The organism is Fischerella sp. (genome assembly GCF_013388695.1).
Taxonomy (GTDB): domain Bacteria; phylum Cyanobacteriota; class Cyanobacteriia; order Cyanobacteriales; family Nostocaceae; genus PCC9605.
The window spans coordinates 1-20,575 of record NZ_JACAEU010000103.1 but is presented as its reverse complement, the minus strand read 5'-3'; the positions used below and the strand labels follow the sequence as shown (position 1 = coordinate 20,575).

At 39.9% G+C, this 20,575-nt stretch carries 16 protein-coding genes; 7 read left to right on the top strand and 9 right to left on the bottom strand.

Features of this window, described 5'->3' with window-relative positions; translation table 11 throughout:
* Positions 1–43 precede the first annotated feature (43 nt).
* Together glf and HXY43_RS13980 are read left to right on the top strand one after the other, a co-directional pair.
* A complete protein-coding gene (glf, locus tag HXY43_RS13985) occupies positions 44–1,171 on the top strand; it encodes a UDP-galactopyranose mutase (protein ID WP_026734379.1) in 1,128 nt (375 codons plus the stop codon).
* 72 nt (positions 1,172–1,243) lie between these two features.
* Positions 1,244–1,864, top strand: coding sequence for a methyltransferase domain-containing protein (locus HXY43_RS13980; protein ID WP_290883793.1), 621 nt, complete (start codon positions 1,244–1,246; stop codon positions 1,862–1,864).
* A 7-nt stretch (positions 1,865–1,871) separates the two neighbouring features.
* On the opposite strand, the gene HXY43_RS13975 is transcribed toward HXY43_RS13980, so the two are convergent.
* Positions 1,872–2,966 (bottom strand): hypothetical protein, encoded by a 1,095-nt coding sequence (locus HXY43_RS13975; protein ID WP_290883791.1) that lies wholly within the window; start codon positions 2,964–2,966, stop codon positions 1,872–1,874.
* Positions 2,967–3,443: 477 nt separating this feature from the next.
* Between HXY43_RS13975 and HXY43_RS13970 the strand changes: the two genes are divergently transcribed.
* Together HXY43_RS13970 and HXY43_RS13965 are read left to right on the top strand one after the other, a co-directional pair.
* Positions 3,444–5,156 (top strand): AarF/ABC1/UbiB kinase family protein, encoded by a 1,713-nt coding sequence (locus HXY43_RS13970; RefSeq protein ID WP_290883789.1) that lies wholly within the window; start codon positions 3,444–3,446, stop codon positions 5,154–5,156.
* A gap of 84 nt (positions 5,157–5,240) precedes the next feature.
* The gene (locus HXY43_RS13965) at positions 5,241–5,615 is read left to right on the top strand and encodes a hypothetical protein (RefSeq protein ID WP_026734383.1); all 375 of its coding nucleotides are present in this window, start codon (positions 5,241–5,243) and stop codon (positions 5,613–5,615) included.
* Positions 5,616–5,917: 302 nt separating this feature from the next.
* Here the strand turns inward: HXY43_RS13965 and HXY43_RS13960 are convergent, their stop codons facing one another.
* The 8 genes from HXY43_RS13960 to HXY43_RS26955 form a co-directional block, all read right to left on the bottom strand.
* Positions 5,918–6,952 (bottom strand): Npun_R2821/Npun_R2822 family protein, encoded by a 1,035-nt coding sequence (locus tag HXY43_RS13960; protein WP_290883786.1) that lies wholly within the window; start codon positions 6,950–6,952, stop codon positions 5,918–5,920.
* A 19-nt stretch (positions 6,953–6,971) separates the two neighbouring features.
* Positions 6,972–7,835 (bottom strand): Npun_R2821/Npun_R2822 family protein, encoded by an 864-nt coding sequence (locus HXY43_RS13955; protein ID WP_026734385.1) that lies wholly within the window; start codon positions 7,833–7,835, stop codon positions 6,972–6,974.
* Between the two features lie 3 nt (positions 7,836–7,838).
* Positions 7,839–8,816, bottom strand: coding sequence for an Npun_R2821/Npun_R2822 family protein (locus HXY43_RS13950; protein ID WP_290883784.1), 978 nt, complete (start codon positions 8,814–8,816; stop codon positions 7,839–7,841).
* A gap of 4 nt (positions 8,817–8,820) precedes the next feature.
* A complete protein-coding gene (locus HXY43_RS13945) occupies positions 8,821–9,780 on the bottom strand; it encodes a glycosyltransferase family 10 (protein WP_290883782.1) in 960 nt (319 codons plus the stop codon).
* A 4-nt stretch (positions 9,781–9,784) separates the two neighbouring features.
* Positions 9,785–12,061: an ATP-binding cassette domain-containing protein gene (locus tag HXY43_RS13940; protein ID WP_290883780.1), complete on the bottom strand. Its 2,277-nt coding sequence runs from the start codon at positions 12,059–12,061 to the stop codon at positions 9,785–9,787.
* A 176-nt stretch (positions 12,062–12,237) separates the two neighbouring features.
* Positions 12,238–13,410 (bottom strand): glycosyltransferase family 4 protein, encoded by a 1,173-nt coding sequence (locus HXY43_RS13935; RefSeq protein WP_290883778.1) that lies wholly within the window; start codon positions 13,408–13,410, stop codon positions 12,238–12,240.
* Between the two features lie 34 nt (positions 13,411–13,444).
* Entirely contained in the window at positions 13,445–14,791 is a 1,347-nt protein-coding gene (locus HXY43_RS13930; protein ID WP_290883776.1) for a glycosyltransferase, read from the bottom strand.
* 704 nt (positions 14,792–15,495) lie between these two features.
* Positions 15,496–15,630 carry a hypothetical protein gene (locus HXY43_RS26955; RefSeq protein ID WP_367161485.1) on the bottom strand — a complete coding sequence of 45 codons (135 nt, stop codon included), beginning with the start codon at positions 15,628–15,630 and terminating at the stop codon, positions 15,496–15,498.
* Positions 15,631–16,087: 457 nt separating this feature from the next.
* Here HXY43_RS26955 and gloB point away from each other — a divergent pair, with 457 nt between their 5' ends.
* The 3 genes from gloB to HXY43_RS13910 all read left to right on the top strand — a co-directional run bounded on the left by gloB (position 16,088) and on the right by HXY43_RS13910 (position 20,404).
* Complete coding sequence (gene gloB / locus HXY43_RS13920) at positions 16,088–16,861, top strand: hydroxyacylglutathione hydrolase (RefSeq protein WP_290883772.1); 774 nt, start codon at positions 16,088–16,090, stop codon at positions 16,859–16,861.
* A 234-nt stretch (positions 16,862–17,095) separates the two neighbouring features.
* A complete protein-coding gene (rplI, locus tag HXY43_RS13915) occupies positions 17,096–17,554 on the top strand; it encodes a 50S ribosomal protein L9 (RefSeq protein WP_026734393.1) in 459 nt (152 codons plus the stop codon).
* 210 nt (positions 17,555–17,764) lie between these two features.
* Positions 17,765–20,404, top strand: coding sequence for a replicative DNA helicase (locus HXY43_RS13910; protein ID WP_290883770.1), 2,640 nt, complete (start codon positions 17,765–17,767; stop codon positions 20,402–20,404).
* The last annotated feature ends 171 nt before the right edge of the window (positions 20,405–20,575 follow it).

Here is a 20,575-nt window from a genome sequence, read left to right as displayed (position 1 = left end):
CAAAGTTTCAACATCCAAACTATGTCAAACAAGGAGAAGCAGCATGAAAGTAGATTGGCTAATTATAGGGGCTGGATATTCAGGCTGCGTGCTAGCTGAACGGATTGCTACTCAATTGGCACAACGAGTACTGATTGTAGAACGGCGAGACCACATCGGCGGCAATGCTTACGATTCCTACAACGAGCATGGCATCTTAGTACACAAGTATGGCCCTCATATCTTCCACACCAAGTCTAAAAAAGCTTGGGATTATCTCTCTCAATTTACTGAATGGAGACACTACTATCATCATGTGCTGGGAGTAGTAGAAGGCAAGAAAGTGCCTATTCCTTTTAATCTAAATTCCCTCTATGCTCTTTTTCCTCCACGCTATGCAGAGAAGTTGGAGAATTTGCTTCTAGAACATTTCGGTTTTGGAGTTAAAGTCCCTATTCTCAAGTTGCGTGAAAGCGCCAGCGGAGATTTAGATTTTTTAGCCAACTACATTTATGAGAATATTTTCCTCCACTACACAATGAAGCAGTGGGAGTTAAAACCCGAAGAATTGGATCGTGGAGTAACAGGACGTGTTCCGGTTTATATCAGTCGGGATAACCGTTATTTTCAGGATAGATATCAGGCTATGCCAAAGCACGGTTACACCGAGATGTTTCGCCGAATGCTTGCTCACCCCAACATCAAGGTACTCCTGAACGCAGATTACCGGGAAATTATCAATGAAATTAATTTTAACCGGATCATCTGTACCGCACCAATTGATACCTTCTTTGATTACATGTATGGCGAGTTGCCTTATCGTAGTCTGCGCTTTCAGTTTGACACTTTGGATCAAGAGCATTATCAAGAGGTTGGTACGGTCAACTACCCCAACGAATACGACATCACCCGCATTACTGAACAAAAATATTTGTCGGGGCAAACATTACCCAAAACGACTTTGGTGATGGAATATCCTCAAGCTTACGTACCAGGAAAAAACGACCCCTATTACCCCATCCCCCGTGAGGAGAACCGCGAACTGCTAGACCTTTACCTCAAAGAGGTAGAGAAACTGAATGGTACGGTAATATTTGTGGGACGGCTTGCTGAATATAAGTACTACGACATGGATCAGGCTATGGTTCGGGCGCTTGGTGTGTTCGAGAAAGAGATAGCTAATTCGATGTAGGAATAATAAATCTCTTACAAAAGTCAATTTCTGAAAGTAATGCCATAAGCCAATGAAATTTTTGGAGTGAATATGAGTTCTTCTCCACTTTATCTAGATCCAATAGTTATCCCCTTAGTTACAGGAGAAACAGTGCTAGATGTTGGGTGTGGTTTGGGACGATGGGGGAATTTAATTCAAGCTAATTATTGGGAAGCCGGATTAGAAAAATCTCCATTAGTTGATGGTATTGATGCGTTTCAAGGCAATGTAGAATTTTGTTCTCAACAGCAAGTTTATCGTCATGTTTGGCATCAGGTTATGCCATCATCTTTATCAGGTCAATGGGATACAGTTTTAGCGTGTGAAATAATTGAACACATTGAACAAGCAAAAGTTGAAGAGTTTTTAAATACTTTGGAAAGTGCTGCTAAAAAAAGAGTCATAATTTCAACGCCTAATTATCCTTGCTTTAGAGAAGGTTTAGATACTGTAGTCGGGTTTAATGATTTTGAAGCTCACTTGAGTTATGTACCGCGCAGTTATTTTCGCGATCGCGGATATAAAATCGTGGGTGCTGGTTTGCGGAAATGGACGAAGTATCCCGGTCTATTAATAGAAAAACTTATTGCTCCTTGGAAGCCTGGTTTTGAATCAATTTCAAGATTAATCCCAATTTTTGCAGACTCAATTGTTGCTTATAAAGATGTGTAATGGCAGATCAGTTGCCAATTGGTGGAGCAAGAGGTGCACGCCGTTTCCCACCACCACCGATACTTTTCGGACTATTATTATCAACTATGTGAAGTGCTTGGAATAGTTTCATAGAGTCTTCATAGAAATCGCCATTTGTACTAACGAAATCATATCCGTAAGCATCATGAAACTCTTCCACAACTCCTTTTTCCACTGCAAAATAATGAATGTCCCAGCCTGCGTCATCAACAACGTAAGCACCGTAATCTTGTAAGGCATGAAAAAGTTTTTTTCCAGGGCGTGTTTGCAACTTGAGACTCGCCTCAGTTACCTTGGGAGGAATTGCTAGTAGCGAACCTTGCACAAGAGCAGGGTTTTTACCATGATAGTGGTTGGCTGCATAGTTATCTGCATTGTCTGCCGGCCAGCGATGACCGGGAATCTTTTTAGAGTAGTAAAGGTATTTTTTTCCCCAAATCACAACTTTTAAGGCGTGACGAATAGGTTTGTTGCCAATCAATTCACCTTTGCGAATAGAGCCACCAATAGCAGAAAGACCAGAACCAAAATGCGATCCGCCTATTCCCTCTCCGTAAATATCAAGGTCATAATAATAATGGAAGCCATAGAGTGGGCTTCCAGGTTGACAACGAGCCAGTGGGGCGATTTGCACTAAGGTTTTACCATCTGGCAACAGAAAAGCAGAAGCATTGTTGGGTGTATAATACGGCTTACTCGTAGCATCTGGAACAATTAAGTCGTCTGGAATCGGCAATGGTGCAATTCCCACGAGTTTAGTGCCTTTACAACGCCCTTCACCCCAAGCACCAGGCTCATATAATTCACGCAATGGATCGCCTTTTTTGAGCTTGAAGAAGTATTCTTGATCCGCCGAAATAGTGCTTGCTTTACCAATTTTTGCTGGTACATAACGGGCTTTGGAACCGATGGGCATATTCCAAATAGACGTGGATGAAAAGGGCCAAAGAAACTTGTCTCGCGTGGGAGTTTGGCTGGGAGTTGCCAGACTGCCAAGAAAAAAAGCAAGAATTACGCTAGCGATAAATATCAGTAGAGTCGGCAAGCGCAAGCGGTTTATTACAAATTGAAAAACTTTCATGAAATAGCCTCTATAAATCAACTGGAGCGGAGGCTGTAATATTTCTCGTCCTAGTGTAGCTCACGAAGGAAGATGATACCGAGTAGTTTTATATTTTTCAAAATTTTGCAAGTTCTATTGTATTTTTTAATACAACACAAACAAATAAAACTCTTTTGATGTAGAGCCTGTAATGATAGCAATATTAAAGTGTGGCTGGTCTCTGTATCATCACTAGTGGTGATAGTTAAGATACAATGGATACCATAAGGTTTTTATACGGCTAAGATATATTCTTTTTCAAACTTAAGTTTAAGTATTTATACTTTTGTATATTAATATAAAATAAAAGATAAAGAGTAACTTTTAGTAAAGTTTGGCTAAATTCCGCAAAGCTACAGAGGAATAGTCGAACGGAATTTTGTTGAGCTGGAAGGATGCCGGATGCGGCTCTGGAAAGCAAATTTTTATTTTAAATGAAACGAGGTAAATAAGCGAGTGAGCTTGCAGACCCTTACACAAAATAATCGACGCTACGATCCAAAGGCGATCGCTCGTTACTACCGCTATCGTCCTTGGTTGGCTTGGGGGCGGGCGCTGAAAATTATTTGGTCTTTTGCCGTATTTATATTAAGCCTCAAGTGGGATGAATGGCAAAATCAAGTAGAGCAAAACAAGTTGAAACGAGCTGCCGAACTGCGGCAATTGCTCACACGCCTAGGGCCTACTTTTATTAAAGTTGGTCAAGCCCTATCAACACGACCAGATTTGGTACGCAAAGATTTCTTAGAAGAATTGGTAAAACTGCAAGACCAATTACCGCCGTTTGATAATGCGATCGCCTACCAAATTATCGAAACTGAACTAGGTCGCCCAGTCAAGGAAATATATAGTGAGTTGTCACCCACTCCCGTTGCTGCTGCTAGCTTAGGTCAAGTCTACCAGGGTCGTTTGCTAAGTGGTGAAGAAGTGGCGGTGAAAGTGCAACGACCCAACTTACGTCCAGTTATCACCCTTGACCTTTATTTAATGCGGTGGGCTGCGAGTTGGTTAAGCCCTTGGTTGCCTCTCAATCTCGGTCATGACCTAAGTTTGATAGTGGATGAGTTTGGTACTAAATTATTTGAAGAAATAGATTATCTTAACGAAGGTCGCAACGCTGAAAAATTTGCAACCAACTTCCGCAACGACCCCCATGTTAAAGTCCCAGCTATTTACTGGCGTTATACCTCAACCCGGGTTTTAACCCTAGAGTGGCTGAATGGATATAAGCTTACCGATACTAAAAGAATCAAGGAAGCAGGTTTAGACCCGGAAGCTATCATCGAAATCGGCGTCACCTCTGGTTTGCAACAGTTATTAGAACACGGTTTCTTTCATGCTGACCCCCATCCCGGTAACTTGTTTGCTATGCCGGATGGTCGAATGGGTTACATTGATTTCGGCATGATGGATCAGTTGGATGAAACCACTAAAGAAACTCTGGTTGATGCAATAGTGCATCTGGTCAACAAAGACTACAGCGACTTAGCCGAAGATTATGTGAAGCTGGGTTTCTTGACATCAGACACAGATATTTGCCCGATTGTACCAGCATTAGAAAGGCTGTTGGGTGATGCCATTAGCAGGAACGTGGGAGATTTTAATTTCAAAACCATTACAGATCAATTCTCGGAGCTGATGTATGAGTATCCATTCCGAGTTCCTGCCAAATTTGCTTTAATTATTCGGTCTTTGGTGACACAGGAAGGTATCGCCCTCAGCCTCAACCCCAACTTCAAAATTGTGGAAGTGGCCTATCCCTATGTAGCAAGGCGTCTGTTGACAGGCGAATCTCCGCAATTGCGCCGACGGTTGCTAAATGTGTTGTTCAAAGATGGTAAATTCCAGTGGCAGCGGTTAGAAAATTTGATAGCGATCGCCCGCACGGATGAAAGCTTTGATGTCTTGCCTACAGCTAAATTAGGATTGCAATATTTACTGTCTGATGAAGGCAAGTATCTGCGTCGACAATTGGTATTAGCCCTCACCGAAGATGACCGTTTGCATACCGAAGAAGTCCAACGTTTGTGGAACTTAGTTAAAGATGATTTACAACCAAATCGCTTGTTAAATGTAGCGATTGGAGTTTTAACAGATTTATCTAAAGAGGGGGTTGCGGCAATATTACCCTCAGTTACAGCTTTGACAACTTTTGGTAGTCAGCAGTAACAAAGTTCAAAAAGTAAGAAGTAAAACGGTAAAATTTTTCTATTGCCTTTTACCTCTTACTTTTTAATATAATCAGGAGTTTTCATGTACTACTACCCTCTACAACCGCCTTATTTACTACTAGTTTTTGGGTTATTTGCTGCTATCACCTCTGGTCTAGCCTTGTCTGGAACGCTAAGAATAATTGTGAGTAAATGGCAAAGTGATGGTGCAGAAAATTCCGGTTCTAAATTGTCTATTAAACAGTTAATCGTGCCATTTCTAGGAATAACTGGTGGTGTAGCACTCTTTCTTTGTTCAGGGTTTGAGATATTTGGTTTTCCACCTTTGCTTGCCTATGCAGTTGGTGTGCCAGTCACTCTTTTGACTTGCTTACTAGTTTGGTTGCAACTGGGAAGTATGATGGCTTTTGTAGAACGGCAAGGAATGCAATCTCTTGATTTAGATTCTATGAGGTAGAAAAAGCTCGATTTAACTATCATATCCCCCCTAGCCCCCCTTAAAAAGGGGGGAATAATTTTCTCTAAGTACAGCTTTGCATCAAATATTAGCTTTTTTAAACGCAGAGGAGCGCGGAGTCAGCGCGGAGGTACGCAGAGTTTTTCTGAGTTTTCTTCGCTACGAATATATGAAATTTTGTACTAAGTTCTCCTTAAAAATGGGGATTTAGGGGAATAGAAAACAGCTTGGAAGTTGAGATAGATAACTTTTTAGACAACCTCTAAAATAAGCAGTTAAGTAGCTATAAAGCAGCATAGAGTTTATTTCGAGATTTTATCTTTAAACGTACGATATTTACGCATAAGTCTCTTAGCTTTGTGGCTCAAAAAACTGCTTGTAGACCTTTGCAAACTTGTCAGAGGACTAGGAAGATTAAAGGTTTTTGGTCTAGATTCTGGTGAATGCAAATACCGATAGTATAGAAACACATCCCTGTAGGGAATATCAACATCTTCCCCAGCACACAGATGTGTAAATTGTGATGAACCGATGCTCATGTAATGTAGGTATGTCAGTCGCCGACCTTGATCGTATAGAACATTATCTACTACATCAAATTTAGAAGACCAGTGATTACCAGTTACCTGGTCTACATCATGATAAGCAAAGTTATAATAGCTAACCCCACTACGCAAAACCATGTAGTTAAATAAAGATTGATCGGGGCCTCCTAATGCCATAACATCAGCTTCACCAGACTTTAATTTTTCTAGTAAATCGGCTAACATCATCTCAGTAAAAATTTGCTTTTTAGCTGCAAACCAACCAGCACAAAATATTTGAGAGGATAATTGTTCTTGAGTGAAAACTTTTCTCAAAAGTTCTGGTGAACCATCAAAAATATATTTCAAATCAGACCGATATTGAAAATCATTTGCTACCCAATCATGGTTATCTAATTTTTGATACACATAGTCTAAAGAACCCATTAATAGGGTATCTGCGTCAAAATAAATAAATTTATCAAAGGGCCCATTCAGACCACAAAGTTTTCGGTGCATGGCTAAACGATAGGTTCCCGTAACACCCCATTCTCGCCAAACTCTTTGTGTTCTGGGATGAGTTTTCCATGCTTGAGTAACAAAGTTCTCCCAGTAGGCGATCGCACTTTCATTTTCAAACAATGTGACATTCTTTCTAGATGCAATTTCCGCACGTACCTTATCTAAACGGCGATCGTAGGGAATTACGCAAACAGGAATTTCTCTACCAGCATTGGCTTCTATGCTATTGAGTAAGGCAACCAATTGATCGTAAACGACATCATTGGCTAAAGTATAAATGCCATTTGTCATTGCAAACCTCTAAAGGAAATTAACGACGAAATAGTTTTTGCAGTAAGGGAACTCTACCTTCGTGGAGATAACGATAGTGTTCCCACAATTTCCAATAAGGACAACCAGGTTTAATAGCTGTACCAGCCCAATGCAGATATTTCAGCCTCTGAGTGCGATCGTAGAGAACATAGTCTTTCTCTTGAAAATGGCGAGAACCAGCCCAACTACCGGGTTCTCCCCCTGGAAGTCTGACGAGGTTACAACGTTTGTCAATGTGTTTGAGAACTAAATAGTTAAGAATAGGTTGGTCTGTTACCCCACAAGAAAAGTCAAAATATTCCTTGTGCGTTGCACATTCCTGCAACGTTTCTTCCATTACTTGCTCTGTAATTATACCTTTTTTGGAAGCCCAAAAGCCACTATTGAAAACATCCTGAAGTTGTTCTTCTGTAAAAATTTGTTTTTCTTTGACAAGTGGAGAAAAGATATTCCGCAATCCCTCACTTTTGTGGTGATAATCGCAACAGAAAAAATCAACTTCCAATAGCCTGTTTAAATTCTCAGCAATTTTTTCAAAAACAATAATATCCGTATCTACATAAATGAATTCATCTAGCGGCCCAAACCATACTGCCAGTTTTCGCATCTTGTTAGGTAGAGATAAGAAATCTCTAGGAAAAATTTCTCCGATGCGTTTGGTGAAACTATTAACAAAGTCTAGGTCAGGAAAAATTTGTACATTGTGTAAATCGCCTAAAATATCTGCTACTTTGTGATAATCATCATTAAATGGGATGAGAACAACGGTCACTTGTTGATCGTAAAGGCGAATGCTGTTGAGTAGTGCGATCGCATTATCCAAAACGCGGTCATTGGCAACTATATAAATTCCCCGCTGCATAATTTATCCTTTAGTAATTAATTTTAATTTTCGCAAAGCCCTATTTAGTAAACTAGGATTTGGAGACTGATAATTTTCTGGAGGAATGCTAAATACTGGACGCTTTTCAGGTTCATGAAGGTAACGATAGTAGAGAAACAAATCTCGATAGGGAAAATCTATGTTTTCACCAGAACAAACCGCGTGCATCATTTTAGGCTGAACACCGATGTAATGCAGGTAAGTTAGGCGGTTTCCTTTGTCATATAAAATATGATTTCGTTCTTCAAAGTGTTTTGAAGTTGCAGAACATCCAGTTTTTTGATTTTCTGGTAATTGCACAGCAAAGTTATAACTAGAAAGACCAGATCGCATCACCATGTAATTCAACAGTGGTTGTTCACCAGCACCTGCGTATAAAATTTCTGCCTCACCGCTTCGCAGTTGGGATAACAACCACTCTCTTTGTTCTGCGTTAAACATTCCCCGTTTAGAGGCATAAAAACCTGAGCAAAATATTTCAGTATCAATGCGGCTTTGTTCAAAAATTTCAAGTAATTTAGGAGATTGAATATTATAAACTTTGCTAACATCTGTAAATTGGAAATCATAAACTACCCAATCATAATCTTTTAGTTTTTCAAACACCATTGCCAGTGAATTCATCACTAGAGTATCGCCATCTAAGTAAATAAATTTATCGAAGGGGCCATCAAAAGCACAAAAACGACGATGAGCACCATAAAGACGAAATTTGCTGCGGTTTAAACGTTCGGGCGCTGCTGCTAGCATGAACTGATCCCAGCGCTCAATCGAGTCTTTATCATCGTAGATAAATACATTAGGTCGTTTGGCAACTTCTGCTGCTAGCCTGTTTATCTGTTCGTCAAAAGGATAAATACAGACAGATATTTCTCGCCCTAAAATAGCATCAATACTATTGAGTAAAGCAACGATTTGGTCGTAAACATAGTCATTGCCTAATGTACAAATTCCATTCATAAATTTATGCGTGTTGATCAACAAATTCTGATAACCAATTTAAAAGATTTAGTTTGTGTAAAATAATTTGACGTGCTTCTTTGATTGCATTCTTGGCTGCATACCAAGCATCAGGAGTAGCTGTTACTTCTCGGATATAGGCAACACCTTTTTCATCCAAACTAGGTAATCGCAGAAAACTGCCTGGTGGCAATAATTTTTCAGCCGCAGGGCCACCATAGTAAATTGGCAGACACCATGCTAAGAGAGCATCCCATAATTTTTCGCTGACATACCAATTATTGTCACTGTAGTTTTCAATTGCCAGATTGTAATAGTAAGGAGCCATGCCATACCATTTGTTGACTAATTCTCCTGATGTTTTTGCCCATGCAGGTAAATTGCGTCCGTATAATTCAAACTTAATTCCACTCGTTTGTAAGGATTGCAAAAACTCTAAACGCTGACGATGGTTAGCTGTGCGGTTAATACCAGAGGTAATCCAACTGCAAGGAGAAACTTTTTCCGGCGGTGGCATTTCATTTAATTCCCGAAACGAATTACCGTGATACCAAATTGCAGGCATGTAGTTGGGAGTGGGAGCAAAATCATCGGGCCCTGAGACATAGCCACAAAATTTTTGTGCCTGTTGATAATTATATTTAGTAATGTCTAAAACTTCCTCTAAAGGAGGTTCGCGAAGCAAATAAATAATCCGTTCTTTGTTTACACCTCGCAGCAGATTTTCGATATTGACTTCTGGTGTTTGCTGTTGTTTACGAATGCGGTTCCACCAAGATTTTTGTTGAGGAGGTTGGTAAAAATCAAACTGATACATCAGCAGAAAATCTGGTTTTGGTGCAGGTGCTTGCATTTGCATATTGCCCCAAATACCAAGTGGATGAGGGGTTTGTTGCCACAGCCAATCTATTCTTTTTTCTAGACCTCGATAGCTGCTAATCATGCCAATAGTTGCTGTTACCATTTTCTTAGACTGGATAATTTGAATTAACTAAAAACTTGATTTTGTCTTCAAATACCTCGACTGTATCCAACAGATAGATAGCAGAATGATAGGCTTGCTTAATTAATTCATTTTGTTCTTGAGGCTTGTCTATCAAATTATCGGCAAGAGAACGGAGAGAAGCCAACATGGAATTAAGACGTGTTCGTAACTGATCGGAAATTTCTTGAAAAGTGACTTTTTCATTGGTGAGATTATCGTTAGAGTTTGGAAATGATGTTGAGGAAAAGCGCTGTTGCAGTTTAACAATATCTTCCAAAACATCAATAATATTGAAGATTTTAAATGCTGATTTGTAGGATTCTTCTATAAGTTCCTGCCGTTCTTGAGAATTGTCTACCATATCATCAAGTACTAAGCCCAGGAAACCAATCATAGAGTTTAGCCGGGTGCGAAGTTCGTGCGAGATGCGAATTAAGCTTTGATGGTGGGTAGAAGTTTCTGCGCGATCGCTAAATTGCAGCGCATACAAACGGGTGTAGAAACCGCCTTTTCGTAAAAGTTCTTCATGGGTTCCTATTTCTACCACACGTCCTTGATCTAATACGGCAATTTGATCGGCTTTTTGGACGGTAGACAGGCGGTGAGCAATTACTAAGGTTGTGCGATCGCGACTGAGATCGTCTATTGCAGCTTGTACTAGCCGTTCAGAAACCGTATCTAAAGCGCTGGTGGCTTCATCAAGGATCAGAATTTCCGGATCTTGTAGTAATGCACGAGCGATCGCTAATCTTTGCCTTTGTCCTCCAGATAGCATGACACCGCGATCGCCAATCAAGGTATCAAAACCTTGTGGTAATTTGCTGATAAACTCGTAAGCATTCCCTCGCTTTGCTGCTGCAATAATTTCCTCTTCATTAGCATCAGGTTTGCCATAGGCAATATTATTTCGCACTGAATCATTGAAGAGAAAAGTATCTTGACTGACAATTCCCATCGCTTTTCGCAGCGATTTTAAATCGAATTCACGGAGATCTTTGCCATCGATGGTAATGCAGCCTGAGATCGGATCGTAAAACCTTGGTAATAAGTCTGCCAATGTAGATTTACCCGCACCAGAACCACCAACTAAAGCTAAAGTAGTACCGCGCGGTAAGTAAACATCCACATCTTTTAGCACCAATTTATCATTACTAGGATAGGCAAAAGATATATTATCAAAATGCACTCCTTTCTCTAATTTGGTATAGAAAAGCTTACCTTGATTCATGAACGGCTTATGATCGCGCCGTAAAAATTCAGCCACAATATCTACACTGGCTGCGGTATTAGCAAAACTACTCCGAAGAGAATTTAACTGAGAAATAAATGGTAGTAGTCGCAGTAATATTAATAAATATGTCAGAAGAACCGCAGATAAAGAAGCGATTTGGTCAGCAAAAAATGTTCGTGCAAAAAAGACAATTAGCATTAAGGCTGTGATGCCGGCTACTTCACTGGTAGGGCCAATTGCTTCAGAATGAACTTGAGATTGAAAATCTGCTTTTTCTCGGTCAATAATTAGCTTTTTAATTTTGTGATATTCTCTGTCTTCATTACCAGTTGCTTTCACTAAGCGGATTCCACTTAGTGTTTCTAGCACAGAAACAGAGTATGATGTAGAAATATCTGATAATTGCTTGCCAAAATTTCTAGCTTTGGAAATGGCATATTGATTTATTAAAGTCACCAAAGACAGCAACATTGTCGTCACAATTGTTAGCTGCCAAGAAATTGATAACAACAAGCCAACAAAAACTAAAATCGTAATTCCCAAAATTACTAATTTGACTGCACTACCAATAGCACTAGCAGCACGAGCAGTTTCGCCACCAAGACGATTAATTAAATCGCCAACTTTCATTTTGGCATAGTAGTCTAAGTCAATTTCTAATAATAACTTTATTCCGGCTTCGCGGATATCAGACGTAAGCCTGCGCGTTAAAACACTTGATGTCAACGTGCTAGAGTAGCTCGCTAAATTTTTGCATAAAATTACAAATATAATTGCTCCTGACATTACCCAAAGGCGATAATTCTCTGGCAGATTATCAAAGGGAAATAAAATCGCTTTCAGAACTGGAGGAGCACCAGTTAAATCTACCTGTTGTCCGACAATTTTTAAAATGACTGGCACGATGAGGGCCGTACCCACCCCATTAAATAATGCTCCAGAAAAGCCCAGTATTATTGTCAGGATAATCCAGCCTGGATAGGGTTTAGCAAATCTTACTAGTAGTGGTATTAATTTATTGGTAAACATTGGTGATTTAGATCACAAATTACTTAGTGATAACATAGTTCGTTAATTAGTTTATGAATCCGTAAATCTTCCACAGCAAATAAATCATATTCTGAGTATGCTCAGTGAAAACACAGATACAAATATCTATTAGTGAAATCCATTTAACCCAAATTTACAATCGCCTACCCTTAAAGTCACAACCGCGTAATTACCGACTTTAGAGTAAATGCCATTGCTTCTAGGCTATATTTTTCTACACATCTTTCTCTCGCTTTCTTGCCGCGCTCGTTTGCTGCGTCTAAATTCTCAAATATCAGTCGAATTTGTTCTGCAAGTTGTGCAGGAGAATTTGGATCGGCTAAATAACCTGTGTCGCCTAAAATTTCTGGAATATCTCCTACTCTTGTTGCTAAAATAGGCTTGGCCATTGCCATGCCATCTGTTAGCTTAATGGGAAATTGTGCCCGCGCTACAGGCGTATCCCGCTGTGGCACTACCACCACATCAGCAGCAGCCACAACTTCTGGCATCTTTTCTACTGGCATCTGGGGTAATTTAATAATCCAACGTCCCCAACGCTCAATTAGCTGCTCATCGTAATCATCATAGGGATTACCACCTACGATCGCTAGCCTGAAATCAGGTTCATTGAGTTGGTCAAGTGCGGTTAACACATCCTCGATACCCTTATGTGGTCGCGGTGCACCTGGAAACATCAGGAGGCGATATTCTGCTAGTCCGTAATGTTGTCGGCTGACTTGCGGATCGTATTTTTGAGGGTTGAATAAGTCAGTATCTTTACCATTGGGTATATAAGTGCCACCAAAGCGATTGAGCAAAAATTGAGTATCTGCGGTGATAGCATCAGCGCGATGCGTCGATGCATCCATCCACTTTAAATACAAAGGATGGTCTGGATTTCTCAAAGCACCATTTTTTTTAAGAATGTCTCTACCTAGCTGCTTCCAAGTAGGACGGTACTGCCACTCATCACCTCCATGCCAACTCAACTCCCAATCATCAATATCCAAAATCACTGGTTGACGGTGAGAAATTTTGTTAAATAAAGCGACACCATAGCTGGTAAGTTTTGGTTTTATGGCATAGACAATATCCCCATCAATTTTTGTCAACAGTTGCTTCACTGAAGCAAAAAATTCTGGATAGTTGCAGCCTGGTAAACAGTAAATTGGCAAGTCTGGTGGTGGTTCGGGATAAATACTTTTGCCAAATAAAAACCCCAAAATCTCGACTTCAAAATTTAATTTTTTAAATACTTGACCCAGCAAATATGCTCGATCTACACCACCTTTAGAGAAATTGGGCGTTAAAATAGAAACTTTTGACTTATTTTTTTGCCGATTCATAATAGAAATTAGGCGTCAATCTATCAAATTGTTTTTAGGGAGTTGCGAGAATTTCTTTGTAAAGCATTGCCATCTCTGAAGCGACAACGCTCATGGTACGTACCAGCCCAATACCTTGACGCAGTCTAGCGAGTAAATTCCTATCCTTAGCAAGAGTGGCGATCGCTTCTGTCCATGCCTTAATATCTTTGGCTGGAACTAACCAACCATCGACCCCGTGACGAACTAATTCCGCAATTCCTCCTAAATTTGCACCTAATACCGGAGTGCCAACAGCTTGGGCTTCTAGAACTACCAGAGGCCCTGTTTCTAGCCATTGGGACGGTACAGCCAGTAAATCAAAATTCGCCAATGCCTCAGAGATTGCTTGACGTGACAGTGGTTCAGCAATGCGAATCCGACTGTCACAAGCAGCAAGTGCTAAAACTTTTTCTCGATTCGTTTCACCGTATTTATCTGGATGAGTAGCATGAAGAATTAATTCCACAGGTACATCGGCAGGCAAAAGGTGTACTGCTTCTGCGATTATTTGCACTCCCTTGGTTTCTTGCCAGCGACCCAAAAAGCCAATTTTTAAAGCAGCGTTTTCTGCTTTGGTTGGTGTTATTTGTTGGGTAAAATTGTTTGCAACACCCTGTCGGCAAAGAATCAGTTTTTCTTCAGGCACACCATTCAAACGGAAAGCATCATACTGCCAATTGCTGGGAACAACAATGCGATCGGCTAATTTTGCTAGCTGCCTTAGCTGATACTGATGTTCAGTTACCAAAGGGGGAATACCAAAAGTTCTACCTAATAGGCGGAGTTTAACACTCTTGGAGCCACGCAATTTTGTTTCTGCGGCTACACCGACAGGGAGAGGAACTTGACTTAGTGTTTTGATTGCCCAAGAAGGTACTCGTTCTGGAATGCCCAAACACCGACTGCAAAGGGTAGCATCAATCAGCCCATTGCAAGGTTCTTGAGCATATCGCATCATTGTACCGCGCAGACATAGAGGCTCGGGCATATGCACGGTGACTACAGTTGCCATACCTAGCTTGCGGGCAACAGCTAGGTGATGCAAGCCGCAGTCAAATCGCCAAGAGTGCTGATGGTACACATCTGCTTTATGGTTTTTTAACCAATTGGCAAAAGTTTCAAACCCTCCGTGAGGTAATTGTTTGTGTTGCTGTATCTTGTTAGGGTTAGGGAAGACAGGATAGCGATAGACTAAAGTACCGTTATATTCGTAAAAGTCTTCCTCTGTGCTTTGTCGGGGGGCAGCAACTACACTTTCTATTCCATGCGCTTGCAAGCCATGTAATAGGGAATCTATGTATACTTCTACACCACCTGATGTATCTGGAAAATACCAGGTAGTTGTATGAATTAACTTCATTTATTAGCCCGCACAAGAAACGATTCGGAAACCTAGACACCTCAGTTACAGCTATAAATAAGCTCTAAAAAACAGGGCAAATTTAATAAAAGCGCTGACGGTGTTGTCAGGTAGATGTATTCTTAGTTGCTCATGTTGGGTTGGGAACGGCACATATCAAAATGGCATTTCCACACTAGCTAACTAGCTGTCAGTGTATTTAAGAATTAGCTATGTTTACTTGAACACACACAGAAAATAATTTAACACTATAATTTTTATGGTTCCTATCGCATTTTCACTGAATATTCAAATTGATTGGATTTTTGAAGATAATAATTGAGTGAATTTACCAGTGAGAATAAAAATATTTTATGTTACACCGATTTTAGCCATTTTTTATGGCAAAAAGCACATCTGTATAAAAATCAGAGAGAGAATTATCAAAACAAGGGCTAGGAATAATTTATCAGTTAATTATGTCACTTTCAAAAATATAAAATATACCCAACCTCTTTCCTTGGTGGGAGATTAAGTTAGGGGTAAAATCTTACGTTTAATTTTGTTGACCTATTTATCAGTTATCAGATTCCTAAAAAATAGGTTTGATAAAGATGATTTTCATCAGAGCAATCAAAGAATAATTTGATTTATTGAAATCACCTAACTTTAGTTATGTTTATTGTCTGATAACTGGTAACTGAGTGCTGACAATTTCAAAAATATTACCAGTCGATTAATTGTAGTCGTCCAGTTTGGATATAGTCTAATATCCGATTAATTTGACGACGTTCTGCATCGTTTAAATAACCATTAGGATGTATATTAGACGTAAGCAATTTATGGTCTTGACGGCTCATTTTCCCTGATTTAATAATCCGCTCTACAATTTCCTTTACAGCGGATTCTAACTGATTGTCCACGCTTTTGTATATGGAAGTTTTATAGCTCATATTTCTCCTGATAGATGCAAAATTTTATGCCAATATCTGCTCTACTTCTGATGTACAAAAGGAAGCTGTAAAGGAAATGTTAAGAATATTTGATTTAACAGCTTAGAGCAAATCTTGATTATTTTTTTGACCGAAACTTTTTGGTATCTTTACAGCACCAAAGAACAAAATAAATCTAACTTTCTATATACTCTTACTCCCAGAGAAAATTTACTGATAAATCAATATTATTGGTATGAATTGTGAGAGTATTTAAGTAATTACACTGTTGTATTTGCTTGTTTTTTATGAATTTTTACAGCTACAATCAGAAAAATATAAATAAATGAATATCAAACATCAACTTGTGAGGGAGGTTGTTGTAATGCAGGTAATCCGTCTGGAGGCACTTTCAGACAATTACGTTTTTCTGTTACACGATCGCCAACAAAATATCGCCGCCGTTGTCGATCCAGCAGAGGCAGAACCAGTTTTAATAAAACTTCATGAATTACAAGCAGAACTCGTAGCGATTTTTAACACACACCATCATTTGGATCACGTCGGTGGTAACAAAGAATTGATACGAAGATTTCCCCAAGTAAAAGTTTATGGTGGAGCCGAGGATCGGGGAAGAATTCCAGGACAACAGGTGTTTTTGCAACAAGGCGATCGCGTACAATTTGCAGACAGAGTTGGAGAAGTTATCTTCGTACCCGGACATACTCGTGCTCACATTGCTTATTACTTCCCTCCCAACAACCCAGAAGAGACAGGGGAATTATTCTGCGGTGATACCCTCTTTGCTGGTGGATGCGGTCGCTTATTTGAAGGCACGCCCACGCAGATGGTAGACTCCCTGAGTAAGCTGCGTTCTCTACCAGATAATACGCGGGTCTGGTGCGCTCATGAATACACTTTAAAAAATTTGCAATTTGCTCTAACCGTAGATAGTGATAATCCCGATTTGCAAACTCGTTATGATGAAGTGAAAATGTGTCGCAGCCGGGGAGAAGCAACTGTTCCCTCTCTTTTAGGAGTTGAGAAACGCACAAATCCCTTTTTACGTTGGGAGCAGCCAGCATTACAATCAGCAGTAAACAGCCGCGATCCAGTGCAAACCTTTGCGCGTCTGCGGGGAATGAAGGATAGATTTTAGTCAAGAGTCATTAGTCATTAGTCATTGGTTATTTACAAAGGACAAATGACAAATGACAAATGACTAAGGACTTTTCGTAAAAAGTGTTGCGATCGCACCCTGCATTTCGCTAGGATCTGTAGGCTTATTGGCTATAAGCAAAGCTCCTGGGGATAAAGCTACACTCTTGTGAACTATCTTGCTGAAACCCCAAGATATTGAGATTTTACAAGCAACAGAGAAAAAAGAAGAACAATGGCGAAACGCATACAGTTAGTTTTAACTCAGGATGTCAGCAAGCTGGGAAAATCCGGCGACTTAGTAGAAGTAGCTCCCGGTTATGCTCGTAATTATCTAATTCCCAAGAGTATGGCAACTTTTGCTACTCCTGGTATTCTTAAGCAAGTGGAACGCCGCCGAGAGTTAGAACGCCAGCGGCAATTAGAACTCAAGCAACAAGCACAAGAGCAAAAAGCAGCATTGGAAAAAGCTGGTAGCTTCAGCATTGCCAAGCAGGTTGGTGAAAAAGAAGCTATTTTTGGTACAGTCACTACCCAAGATGTAGCCGATGCTATTCAACAAACCACAGGTTTAGAAGTCGATCGCCGTGGCATTACCATACCCGATATTAGTAGGCTGGGTACATACGAAGCTGAAATTAAGCTGCACTCTGAAGTAACCGCAAAAGTAAACATTGAAGTTGTAGCCAGCTAAAAATCAACCTTGCTCTCATATGGAACACAGACACATCAAACACATCTGTGTTTATCTGTGTCCATTTGTGCTCGAATTCTTCTAAATATAATTTGTAGTGTGTAGAGACGTTGCATTGCAACGTCTCTTGTTTAATTTAATAATAGTAATTTTGAACTATAAGAGAATATGGCTACATAAAAATCCAAAATCTAAAATCTAAAATCTTATATGTCTGAAGAACTAAATTTTCAAGGATTAGGCAGCGATCGCCTACCTCCCCAAAACATCGAAGCAGAAGAAGCGATACTGGGGGGAATTTTGCTTGATCCAGAAGCCATAAGCAGAGTCAGCGATCGCTTAGTTCCGGAAGCTTTTTACATTAGCGCTCATAAAGATATCTATCAAGCTGCTGTAGTACTTCACAGTCAAGGTAAACCCACAGACTTGCTTTCGGTTGCAAATTGGCTGACTGACCACGATTTACTAACTCGCGTTGGTGGTAGAAATAAATTAGCCTCCCTTGTAGACCGGACAGTGTCAGCAGTCAATATTGACGCTTTGGCATCGCTAGTAATGGAAAAATACCTGCGGCGTCAATTAATTAAAGCTGGCAATGAAATTGTTCAGTTGGGTTATCAAACAGAAACCGAGTTACCACAAGTCCTCGATCAAGCAGAACAAAAAGTTTTTGCTATTACGCAAGAACGACCCCAATCAGGACTAGTTCATATTTCCGACAGCTTGGTTAATGCATTTGAAGAAATAGAAACTCGCCATCAAGGTGTAGCATTGCCAGGTATTCCTTGTGGATTTTACGATTTAGATGCTATGACCAGCGGCTTTCAGCCTTCTGATTTAATCATTGTTGCTGGTAGGCCTTCAATGGGGAAAACCGCGTTTTGTCTCAATCTTGCTTACAATGTTGCTGCTTTATATAAATTACCAGTTGCTATTTTCAGTTTGGAAATGTCCAAAGAGCAGCTGGTGCAGCGATTAATAGCTAGCGAAGCAGAAATTGAATCTGGTTATCTGCGGAGTGGACGCATCAGTCAAACTCAGTGGGAACCTTTAAGCCGTGCGATTGGCTTACTTTCAGAGATGCCAATTTTTATTGACGATACGCCGAATATTACAGTAACAGAAATGCGTTCTCAAGCGCGGCGTTTGCAAGCCGAAGTTGGTACAGGATTGGGACTAATTGTTATAGATTACTTGCAATTGATGGAAGGAGCGGGTGATAACCGCGTGCAAGAATTATCTAGAATTACCCGTAGCATTAAAGGATTAGCTCGTGAATTATCTGTGCCAGTCATTGCTCTATCTCAGTTGAGTCGAGGTGTAGAAGCACGTACCAATAAGCGTCCAATGTTATCTGATTTGAGAGAGTCTGGTTGTTTAACTGGTGATACTCTGGTGACATTAGCAGATAGCGGTTTACAAGTAACCATTCGAGAATTAGTGGGACAATCCGGTTTTGCCGTTTGGGCTTTGAATCAAGCGACAATGCAGTTAGAAAAGGCAATTGTTAGCCATGCTTTTTCAACAGGTATCAAACCTGTGTTTACCTTAACAACTCGATTGGGACGAAAAATTCGTGCCACAGCTAATCACAAATTCCTCACAATTCATGGCTGGCGTAGACTAGATGAACTAAGTCCTAGACAACATATATGTTTACCAAGGCATCTACCCAGCCTTGGTAAACAAAGCATGACTTATGCTGAAGTTGCATTATTAGGGCATTTAATTGGTGATGGTTGTACATTGCCACGTCATGCTATACAGTACACTACCAAAGAGATAGATTTAGCTGAGAATGTTGTTTTCTTGGCAAAAGAAGTTTTTGGAGATGCAATTGTTCCAAGAATTTCACCTGAACGCGGCTGGTATCAAGTTTACTTGTCCGCAACACAACGCTTGACTCATCGTGTGAGAAATCCAGTAGCCAAATGGCTAGACTCTCTTGGTGTTTTTGGTTTAAGGTCTTACGAAAAATTTGTTCCTCAAGAATTATTCTCACAACCAATAGAGTTAATAGCTTGCTTTCTCAGACATCTTTGGAGTACAGATGGTTCTATTAAGTTAGTTGGAGGTAAAAAATCAAGACCTATTGCATATTATGCAAGCAGTAGCTACAGATTGGCTTTTGATGTACAAACTCTTTTATTAAGGCTTGGTATTAATGCAACACTCAAGATAGTTCCTCAATTGGGTAAAGGTAGAAACCAGTACCATGTAAAAATAACTGGTAAACCCGATCTTGAGTTATTTATTCAAAAGGTTGGAGCAGTGGGAGAATACAAGCTAGGTTCACTCCAACAAATTTTTGAACACCTAGAAAACTGCATTCACAACACCAATAGAGATATAATCCCCAAAGAAGTTTGGAAAATACACGTTGTACCTGCAATGCAAGCTGTTGAATTGACAACAAGGGCATTACATTCCAACATTGGCACATCCTATTGTGGCTCTGCGCTTTACAAAACAAATTTGAGTAGAGAAAGAGTTTTAAAAATTGCAGAGGTTGTTCAATCAAATGAGCTGCTTGCTCTTGCCAAAAGTGATGTTTATTGGGATGAAATAGTTTCAATTGAATCTTGCGGCGAGGAAGAGGTGTTTGATCTGACTGTTCCTGGCTTGCATAATTTTATTGCCAATAACATTGTTGTTCACAATTCTATTGAACAAGATGCGGATTTAGTAATCATGCTTTACCGCGACGAATATTACAACCATGACACTCCCGATCGAGGTATTGCAGAAATCAATATTGCTAAACACAGAAATGGCCCAACTGGCACTGTCAAACTTTTATTTGATCCGCAATTTACCAAGTTTAAAAATTTAGCTAGACCAAATTATTAAAAATTAGTTAGTAGATAGTAGGTAGTAGATAGTAGATAGTAGATAGTAGATAGTAGATAGTAGATAGTAGATAGTAGATAGTAGATAGTAGATAGTAGGTAATAGTTATCTGTTAATTTTTTTCCCACTAACCACTAACCACTAACCACTAAACACTAACCACGAACAACT